Genomic DNA, 5012 nt, shown 5'->3' with positions numbered 1-5012 from the left:
GGGGAATCCCCTGCCGGGCCTCACGCACGTCCTCCCGGGTCAGCGCCCGGGCAGCGGGCTCACTCCCCCGCGGGCACGACCCGCGGCCACAGGTCCTCCTCGGACGGCGCCCACGTCGCCGGGTCCGCGGTGACCTGCTCGCCCGAGCGGATGTCCTTGACCTGGTGCGCGACGACCTCGCCGTCGGCACCGACCCCTGCGGGGAACCACACGAACGGGATGCCGCGACGGTCCGCGAACTTGATCTGCTTGCCGAACTTCGCCGCGCTCGGCGCGACCTCGACCGGGATGCCCCGCGAACGCAGCGCGACCGCGACCGCGTCCGACGCGGCACGCGTCTCCTCGCTCGTGACCGCGACCACGACCGCGCTCGGCACCGACCGCGTCGAGCGGACCAGGCCCGCGCTCAGCAGTCGCGAGACCAGCCGCGAGACGCCGATCGACAGCCCCACCCCCGGGTAGGTGTTCGCGCCGTCCGAGGCCAGGGTGTCGTAACGCCCGCCCGAGCAGATCGACCCGAGCTGCTCGTGCCCCACCAGGACCGTCTCGTAGACCGAGCCCGTGTAGTAGTCCAGGCCGCGCGCGATCTTGAGGTCCGCGACCACGACGCCCGGCGCCCGCACGGCCGCCGCGTCGATCAGCGCCGACAGCTCCACGAGGCCCTCCTCGAGCAGCTCCGAGGTCACACCGTGCTCGCCCGCGAGCGCCCGCACCCGCTCGGCGACGCCGGCGTCCGAGCCGGAGATCGCCGCGAGCGCGAGGCACGCGTCCGCCTGCTCGGGCGTCGCGCCCGTCTCGGCGACCAGCAGCGCCCCGACCTTGTCCGGGCCGATCTTGTCGAGCTTGTCGATGCTGCGCAGCACGCCCTCGACGTCGTCCAGCCCCAGCCCGCGGTAGAAGCCCTCCGCGACCTTGCGGTTGTTCACCAGGATGCGGACCTCGGGCACGCCGATCGAGCGCAGCTCGCCCAGCGCCTCGGCCATGACCAGCGGCAGCTCGACCTCGAAGTGGTAGGGCAGCTCGCCCGCACCCACGACGTCGATGTCCGCCTGCACGAACTCACGAAAGCGCCCGTCCTGGGGACGCTCGCCGCGCCACACCTTCTGGATCTGGTGACGCTTGAACGGGAACGCCAGGTGACCGGCGTTCTCCAGCACGTAGCGCGCGAACGGCACCGTCAGGTCGAAGTGCAGGCCGAGCTGCTTGTCGGCCTTGCCCGACCGCTCGTCTGCAGCCCCCTCCGCCGTCTCCTCCTGGAGGCGGCGCAGCACGTACACCTCCTTGGAGGTCTCGCCCTTGCGCAGCAGCTGGTCGAGGGGCTCGACGGCTCGCGTCTCGATCCCCGCGAAACCATGGAGCTCGAACGTGCGACGCAGCGTGTCGAGCACGTGCTGCTCCACGACGCGTCCAGCAGGGAGCCATTCGGGGAAACCGGAGAGAGGTGTAGGTCGGGCCATGGGACCCGATCTTTCCAGACTCCAGGACCGGACGAGCAATCCGTTCACAGACCCCGTAGGTACGGGTTGGTCCGGCGCTCGCGGCCGATCGTGGTCAGGGGCCCGTGGCCGGGCACCACCTGGAGGGAGTCGTCGAGGCGCCCGACGACGTCGCGCAGGGTTCGCTGCATCGTCTCGCCGTCCCCGCCGGGCAGGTCGGTGCGCCCCACCGACCCGGCGAACAGCACGTCCCCCGCGAGCACGACCCCGGCCTCGGCGCCGCTCGCGCTCACGCTCGCCGTGCCACCGTCGCCGCTCGAGTCAGGTCGGACCGCGACGGGCAGGTAGAGCGTCGAGCCCTGGGTGTGCCCAGGGGCGTGCAGGGCGTCGACCAGGACGCCGTCGAGGTCGAGCCGCTCGCGGGCCCCGGCTCCCGGCTCGCCGGCCGTACCGAAGGTCCGGACGTCGTCCGGGGCCCGGTAGTCCTCGAGCCGGGCCCCGCCCGCGGCGAGCGCCGCGGCCAGCGGGCCGGGCACGACCCGTCCGTCGCGTCCCGCGGGCGGGGCGCTCTCGATCGTGCCGAGGGGATCGGCGAGCCGGTAGGCGTCTGCCTCGTGGATCCAGAACGGGACGCCGTAGAGCGCGCACAGCTCGGCCGCGTCCCAGGTGTGGTCGGCGTGCCCGTGCGTGGCCAGGACCGCACGGGGCGCGAGCCCTTGCTCGCGCACGAGCTCCACCACGCCCGGGACGACCCCGGCCCCTGCGTCGACGATCACGCAGGGGCGCGCGGCGCCGTCGGGCAGCGTTCCCTCGGGGCCCGGCACGACGAGCGTGCAGTTGGTGCCGAACACGGGGGCCACCACGAGGAAGAGGTCCATGGGACGACAGTAACGACCCACGCAAAGAGGGCACCTGATACCGGACCGTGACCTGAAAGGCGACAAGACACGGCGCCAGAACGCTCCCGATGCCTAGACTGTCCTCTGAAACCGTGGATCACCCGTGCACAGAACGCGCCCTCGCGCCCGCACGCGGAGCGGCCCGTGACGTGAGACGAAGGAGTTGGGGTGACGACGAGCAAGCGCGAACGTGAGCGTGCCCGCCGCCGCGAGGAGAAGTGGACCGAGCGTCAGGCGCAGGCCCGCGCCCGCAAGCAGCGGACGTGGACCATCGTCGGCGCGGTCGCCGCGCTCGCCGTCGTGGGCGGTGTCGTCGTGCTGGCTCTCTCCGCGAACTCGGACGCCGACGCAGCCACGGCCGCCAAGGCGTTCACCCTCCCGCCGCCCTCCGCCGCCGAGGACCGCGAGTGGACGGGCGAGCTGCGCACGAGCGCGGGCGACATCGAGTTCACGCTCGACGGGCAGGCCGCCCCTCAGACCGTCGCGAGCTTCGTCTCGCTCGCCCAGGGCGGGTTCTTCGACGGCACCGACTGCCACCGCCTGACGACCTCCGGGCTCTACGTCCTGCAGTGCGGCGACCCGACGGGCACGGGAACCGGGGGCCCGGGCTACACGTTCGGACCCGTCGAGAACGCGCCCGAGGACGGGTTCTTCCCCGCCGGCACCATCGGCATGGCACGTGCCCAGGCCACGGACTCCCACGGCAGCCAGTTCTTCCTCGTCTACGAGGACACCACCTTGCCGACCGACACCGGTGGGTACACAGTTTTCGGCAAGATCACATCCGGCTTGGACGTCGTCCGAGCAGTCGCTGACGCGGGGACAGCGGACGGGGCCCCTGACGGCTCCCCCGCGACCCCGGTCACCATCGAAGGAGTTGAGACCCAGTGAGCGAGAGCACCGAGAACCACGCGAACTCTCCGGCGCAGGCATCCGAGGAGGCCACCGCTACGGAGCAGGTCGAGGTGCCGGCGGTCGCTGAACCGGCCGAGGGCGCCGAGGCACCCGCTGCCACGGAAGCCGTCGAGACCGACGCCCCCGCGGCAGCAGCCGACGAGGCCACCTCCGTCGAGGAAGCCGCGCCCGCCGCGGCCGAGGCTCCTGCCGAAGCCCCGGCCGAGGTCACCGAGACCGCCCCCGCGACGGACGCTGCTGAGGCGGCTCCTGAGGCCGCACCGGCCCCCGCGGCGGACGCACCGGAGGCACCTGCGGCCCCGGCTCCCAAGCCCAGCCCCGCGCCCAAGCCGAGCGACGTCCCGGTGCCCCGGCCCCCGCGCCCGGGTGCCCCGGCTGCAGCGGCCCCGGCCGCCGCGTCGATCGCCCCGGCGGCTGCCGCGGCGGTCATCCCCGACGACAGCGCCGCCGCGAAGGCTGCGGCCGGGTTCGGCCGGGTCGACGAGGAAGGCACGGTCTACGTGACCGAGGCCGCGGGCGAGCGCAGCGTCGGGCAGTTCCCCGGGGTCTCCCCCGAGGAGGCGCTCGCGCTCTACGTGCGCCGCTTCCTGGACCTTCAGGCCAAGGTCGCGCTCTTCGAGGCCCGCCTGACCGGTACGGACCTGTCCGTCAAGGAGATCGACTCGACCCTCGCCAAGCTCGGCGAGGAGACCGCCGAGCCCTCGGCCGTCGGCGACCTGGACGGCCTGCGCGCGCACGTCGAGTCGCTGCGCACCGTCGCGGCAGCCCGCCGCGCCGAGCTCGAGGCCGAGCGCAACGCCGCCAAGGAAGCGGCGCTCGCCGCCCGTACCGAGATCATCGAGGCAGCGGAGAAGATCGCCTCGACGGACCCGGCACGCATCCAGTGGCGTCCCGCGGGCGAGGAGCTGCGCAAGCTGCTCGACCAGTGGAAGGACGCCCAGCGCAACGGGCCGAGGATCGACCGTGGGAGCGAGGAGGCGCTCTGGAAGCGCTTCAGCCACGCCCGCACGGCCTTCGACCGCGAGCGTCGGCACTACTTCGCCGAGCTCGAGCAGCGCAACTCCTCCGCGAAGGAGGTCAAGGAGAAGCTCGTGCAGCGGGCCGAGGCCCTGCAGAACAGCACGGACTGGGGCGCCACGGCCGGCGCCTTCCGCGACCTCATGACCGAGTGGAAGGCCGCCGGGCGCGCCAACCGCCGCGACGACGACGCCCTGTGGGCCCGCTTCCGTGCGGCGCAGGACGCGTTCTTCGAGGCCCGTGACGCGCTCAACGCCGCCACGGACGCCGAGTACGCCGAGAACCTGGTCGTCAAGGAGGCCCTGCTGGAGCAGGCCGAGAAGCTCGTCCCCGTGACGGACCTCGCGCAGGCCAAGACGGCCCTGCGGGACATCCAGGAGAAGTGGGAGGACGCCGGCAAGGTTCCTCGCGCCGACATCCAGCGCGTCGAGGCCCGCCTGCGCGCCGTCGAGACCGCGGTCCGCGACGCCGAGCAGTCCCAGTGGTCGCGCTCCAACCCCGAGACGCGTGCGCGCGCCGAGGGTGCGGCGGCCCAGCTCGAGTCCGCGATCGCGGGCCTCGAGGAGGACCTGGCGGCTGCGACCGCCAAGGGCGACAAGCGCAAGATCGCCGAGATCGAGTCGTCGATCGCGGCACGCCGCGCCTGGCTCGAGCAGGTCGTGAAGGCCGCCGAGGACTCTCGCGGCTGACCCTGCACCACCTGAGGGGCCCGGGTGGGCCTGTGGACGACGAGAGTTTCCACAGG

Annotated in this window: 4 protein-coding genes; 2 read left to right on the top strand and 2 right to left on the bottom strand. The window is 73.3% G+C overall.

Translation table 11 applies throughout. From position 1 onward, the window contains the following. Window positions 1–59 precede the first annotated feature (59 nt). The gene (gene hisS, locus ACFWFR_RS17265; RefSeq protein ID WP_377616462.1) at window positions 60–1457 is read right to left on the bottom strand and encodes a histidine--tRNA ligase; all 1398 of its coding nucleotides are present in this window, start codon (window positions 1455–1457) and stop codon (window positions 60–62) included. Window positions 1458–1501: 44 nt separating this feature from the next. Further along, window positions 1502–2314, bottom strand: a complete 813-nt coding sequence (locus ACFWFR_RS17260) for an MBL fold metallo-hydrolase (RefSeq protein ID WP_377623841.1) — start codon at window positions 2312–2314, stop codon at window positions 1502–1504. A gap of 189 nt (window positions 2315–2503) precedes the next feature. On the opposite strand from ACFWFR_RS17260, the gene ACFWFR_RS17255 reads away from it, so the two are divergent. Both ACFWFR_RS17255 and ACFWFR_RS17250 read left to right on the top strand, forming a co-directional pair. Beyond that, complete coding sequence (locus ACFWFR_RS17255; protein WP_191802561.1) at window positions 2504–3226, top strand: peptidylprolyl isomerase; 723 nt, start codon at window positions 2504–2506, stop codon at window positions 3224–3226. Continuing rightward, window positions 3223–4956 carry a DUF349 domain-containing protein gene (locus ACFWFR_RS17250; protein ID WP_377623840.1) on the top strand — a complete coding sequence of 578 codons (1734 nt, stop codon included), beginning with the start codon at window positions 3223–3225 and terminating at the stop codon, window positions 4954–4956. Before ACFWFR_RS17255 ends, ACFWFR_RS17250 begins: the two co-directional genes overlap by 4 nt. Window positions 4957–5012 lie beyond the last annotated feature (56 nt).

The sequence above is a fragment of the Oerskovia sp. NPDC060287 genome, assembly GCF_042726775.1.
In the GTDB taxonomy this organism is placed as follows: Bacteria; Actinomycetota; Actinomycetes; order Actinomycetales; family Cellulomonadaceae; genus Oerskovia; species Oerskovia merdavium.
This window is presented reverse-complemented; position numbering and strand designations above follow the sequence as displayed.

Bases quoted from the DNA above. Each gene is read 5' to 3' on its own strand.
- hisS (WP_377616462.1), bottom strand. From the start codon at position 1,457: ATGGCCCGACCTACACCTCTCTCCGGTTTCCCCGAATGGCTCCCTGCT.
- ACFWFR_RS17260 (WP_377623841.1), bottom strand. From the start codon at position 2,314: ATGGACCTCTTCCTCGTGGTGGCCCCCGTGTTCGGCACCAACTGCACG.